At 51.1% G+C, this 4,448-nt stretch carries 2 tRNA genes and 2 rRNA genes; all 4 read left to right on the forward strand.

Annotation, left to right across the window (positions count from 1 at the left end):
* Nucleotides 1-231 precede the first annotated feature (231 nt).
* Nucleotides 232-1,764: ribosomal RNA gene (locus ACFIQF_RS24495) — 16S ribosomal RNA — on the forward strand.
* Nucleotides 1,765-1,860: 96 nt separating this feature from the next.
* Nucleotides 1,861-1,937: transfer RNA gene (locus ACFIQF_RS24500), tRNA-Ile, on the forward strand.
* Between the two features lie 48 nt (nt 1,938-1,985).
* Nucleotides 1,986-2,061 (forward strand) — tRNA-Ala (locus tag ACFIQF_RS24505).
* A 438-nt stretch (nt 2,062-2,499) separates the two neighbouring features.
* Nucleotides 2,500-4,448: ribosomal RNA gene (locus ACFIQF_RS24510) — 23S ribosomal RNA — on the forward strand; the annotation flags it as partial.

The following is a 4,448-nucleotide window of genomic DNA, read 5'->3' on the forward strand; positions in this document are numbered from 1 at the left end:
TCTGTGCTACAATACAAGGCTTCGCTGATTGCAGCGGGTTGAATCTGAAGGTTGAGAGATCTTTGGGTTGGTCTTTAAAAATTAACAGCCGATAAGCGTGGGCGTTTGGTGGCGATTGCCATATGTTCTTCGGAGCAAAACAAGCGCTCACAAAAACAGTAATGAGGAAGAATTTATTCTTCTTGATTCCGTCAAGTGAGTGAGTAGTCGAGAGACTTTAAATTCAAGATCGAACTATAGAGTTTGATCCTGGCTCAGATTGAACGCTGGCGGCATGCTTTACACATGCAAGTCGAACGGCAGCACGGGTGCTTGCACCTGGTGGCGAGTGGCGAACGGGTGAGTAATACATCGGAACGTGCCTGGTAGTGGGGGATAACTGCTCGAAAGAGCAGCTAATACCGCATGAGATCTAAGGATGAAAGCAGGGGACCTTCGGGCCTTGTGCTACCAGAGCGGCTGATGGCAGATTAGGTAGTTGGTGGGGTAAAGGCTTACCAAGCCTGCGATCTGTAGCTGGTCTGAGAGGACGACCAGCCACACTGGGACTGAGACACGGCCCAGACTCCTACGGGAGGCAGCAGTGGGGAATTTTGGACAATGGGCGCAAGCCTGATCCAGCAATGCCGCGTGCAGGATGAAGGCCTTCGGGTTGTAAACTGCTTTTGTACGGAACGAAAAGTACTTCTCTAATACAGAGGTGCGATGACGGTACCGTAAGAATAAGCACCGGCTAACTACGTGCCAGCAGCCGCGGTAATACGTAGGGTGCGAGCGTTAATCGGAATTACTGGGCGTAAAGCGTGCGCAGGCGGTTATGTAAGACAGAGGTGAAATCCCCGGGCTCAACCTGGGAACTGCCTTTGTGACTGCATGGCTAGAGTGCGGCAGAGGGGGATGGAATTCCGCGTGTAGCAGTGAAATGCGTAGATATGCGGAGGAACACCGATGGCGAAGGCAATCCCCTGGGCCTGCACTGACGCTCATGCACGAAAGCGTGGGGAGCAAACAGGATTAGATACCCTGGTAGTCCACGCCCTAAACGATGTCAACTGGTTGTTGGGAATTAACTTTCTCAGTAACGAAGCTAACGCGTGAAGTTGACCGCCTGGGGAGTACGGCCGCAAGGTTGAAACTCAAAGGAATTGACGGGGACCCGCACAAGCGGTGGATGATGTGGTTTAATTCGATGCAACGCGAAAAACCTTACCCACCTTTGACATGGCAGGAAGACTCCAGAGACGGAGTTGTGCTCGAAAGAGAACCTGCACACAGGTGCTGCATGGCTGTCGTCAGCTCGTGTCGTGAGATGTTGGGTTAAGTCCCGCAACGAGCGCAACCCTTGCCATTAGTTGCTACGAAAGGGCACTCTAATGGGACTGCCGGTGACAAACCGGAGGAAGGTGGGGATGACGTCAAGTCCTCATGGCCCTTATAGGTGGGGCTACACACGTCATACAATGGCTGGTACAAAGGGTTGCCAACCCGCGAGGGGGAGCTAATCCCATAAAGCCAGTCGTAGTCCGGATCGCAGTCTGCAACTCGACTGCGTGAAGTCGGAATCGCTAGTAATCGTGGATCAGAATGTCACGGTGAATACGTTCCCGGGTCTTGTACACACCGCCCGTCACACCATGGGAGCGGGTCTCGCCAGAAGTAGGTAGCCTAACCGCAAGGAGGGCGCTTACCACGGCGGGGTTCGTGACTGGGGTGAAGTCGTAACAAGGTAGCCGTATCGGAAGGTGCGGCTGGATCACCTCCTTTCTGGAAAACAAGCAATCAAGATTGAACGTCCACACTTATCGGTTGTTGGAACAAGCCTGGTGGCTGCGAGTGAGAAGCTTGCAGCTGCTGTGGAATGGGTCTGTAGCTCAGCTGGTTAGAGCACTGTGTTGATAACGCAGGGGTCGTTGGTTCGAGCCCAACTAGACCCACCAGTACTTTTTTAAGTACTGATCCAACAAAACTGGTGAGATGAAAATCCCGGGGGATTAGCTCAGCTGGGAGAGCACCTGCTTTGCAAGCAGGGGGTCGTCGGTTCGATCCCGTCATCCTCCACCAAAAAACAGAAGTTGACAACTTCAAAAATGATAGCGCTTGAAGTGCTATAATCTTTGGCTTCCCAATACAAAAGCAGTCTGGCTTGCAGACTGCTTTTGTATTGATCGAAACCTCGATTGATGCCGGCAGCGATGCCGGGCTGGTAGAGATACCAAAGGCTGTTCTTTAAAAATTCATAGAGTCGAAATCAGCGTTGCTGGTGGAAACTGCACATTCGTAAAGGTTTAGTGCAGACCGTGCCACCAGCAACAATTTGATTGCGTCAAAACGAATGAAACTTTGCGATGAGCAATTTTTATTCAGTAATGACGAATATTCTTCAAGATAGCAATATCTAGATATTCACATTACGGCATAACGCGCGAGGTGAGAGACCTCGCAAAGCAGTTGCTTGAAGTTTGTAGCAATGCTCTCTAGCGATAGAGATCAAAGTTATAGGGTCAAGTGACTAAGAGCATGTGGTGGATGCCTTGGCGATGATAGGCGACGAAAGACGTGATAGCCTGCGATAAGCTTCGGGGAGTTGGCAAATAAACTTTGATCCGGAGATTTCTGAATGGGGGAACCCACCTAGCAATAGGTATCGTTAAGTGAATACATAGCTTAACGAAGCGAACCTGGAGAACTGAAACATCTAAGTACCCAGAGGAAAAGACATCAACCGAGATTCCGATAGTAGTGGCGAGCGAATTCGGAGAAGCCTTGCAGTGATAGTCAGTGTGTTAACAAAACGGAATGGAAAGTCCGGCCATAGTGGGTGATAGCCCCGTATGTGAAAACGCACTGGTGGTACTAGGCTGCAGACAAGTAGGGCGGGGCACGAGAAACCCTGTCTGAACATGGGGGGACCATCCTCCAAGGCTAAATACTCATCATCGACCGATAGTGAACAAGTACCGTGAGGGAAAGGCGAAAAGAACCCCGGGAGGGGAGTGAAATAGATCCTGAAACCGCATGCTTACAAAAAGTCGGAGCCCTTAGGGGTGACGGCGTACCTTTTGTATAATGGGTCAGCGACTTACATTCAGTGGCAAGCTTAACCGAATAGGGAAGGCGCAGAGAAATCGAGTCCGAATAGGGCGACGAGTCGCTGGGTGTAGACCCGAAACCAAGTGATCTATCCATGGCCAGGATGAAGGTGCCGTAACAGGTACTGGAGGTCCGAACCCACTAGTGTTGCAAAACTAGGGGATGAGCTGTGGATAGGGGTGAAAGGCTAAACAAACTTGGAAATAGCTGGTTCTCTCCGAAAACTATTTAGGTAGTGCCTCAAGTATTACCTGCGGGGGTAGAGCACTGTTTAGGCTAGGGGGTCATGGCGACTTACCAAACCTATGCAAACTCCGAATACCGCAGAGTACAGCTTGGGAGACAGAGCACCGGGTGCTAACGTCCGGACTCAAGAGGGAAACAACCCAGACCGCCAGCTAAGGTCCCTAAAACGGGCTAAGTGGGAAACGAAGTGGGAAGGCTAAAACAGTCAGGATGTTGGCTTAGAAGCAGCCATCATTTAAAGAAAGCGTAATAGCTCACTGATCGAGTCGTCCTGCGCGGAAGATGTAACGGGGCTAAGCCAGTTACCGAAGCTGCGGATGCACAGTTCTGCTGTGCGTGGTAGGAGAGCGTTCTGTAAGCCTGTGAAGGTGTCTGGTAACGGATGCTGGAGGTATCAGAAGTGCGAATGCTGACATGAGTAGCGTTAAAGCGGGTGAAAAGCCCGCTCGCCGTAAGCGCAAGGTTTTCTACGCAACGTTCATCGGCGTAGAGTGAGTCGGCCCCTAAGGTGAGGCAGAGATGCGTAACTGATGGGAAACGGGTCAATATTCCCGTACCGATGTGTAGTGCGATGTGGGGACGAAGAAGGTTAGCTCAGCCAACTGTTGGATATGTTGGTTCAAGCCTGTAGTCGTGCTCGGTAGGCAAATCCGCCGGGCTAAGATGAGGGGTGATAACGGGTCTGCTTGCAGACGAAGTGAGTGATACCCAGCTTCCAGGAAAAGCCACTAAGCTTCAGCTACACACGACCGTACCGCAAACCGACACTGGTGCGCGAGATGAGTATTCTAAGGCGCTTGAGAGAACTCAGGAGAAGGAACTCGGCAAATTGACACCGTAACTTCGGGAGAAGGTGTGCCGCAAGTAGGTGAAGTTGTACAAACGGAGCCCAAAGCGGTTGCAAAGAATAGGTGGCTGCGACTGTTTAATAAAAACACAGCACTCTGCAAACACGAAAGTGGACGTATAGGGTGTGACGCCTGCCCGGTGCTGGAAGATTAAATGATGGGGTGCAAGCTCTTGATTGAAGTCCCAGTAAACGGCGGCCGTAACTATAACGGTCCTAAGGTAGCGAAATTCCTTGTCGGGTAAGTTCCGACCTGCACGAATGG

The organism is Comamonas trifloxystrobinivorans, from assembly GCF_043359985.1.
Classification (GTDB): Bacteria; Pseudomonadota; Gammaproteobacteria; order Burkholderiales; family Burkholderiaceae_C; genus Comamonas; species Comamonas trifloxystrobinivorans.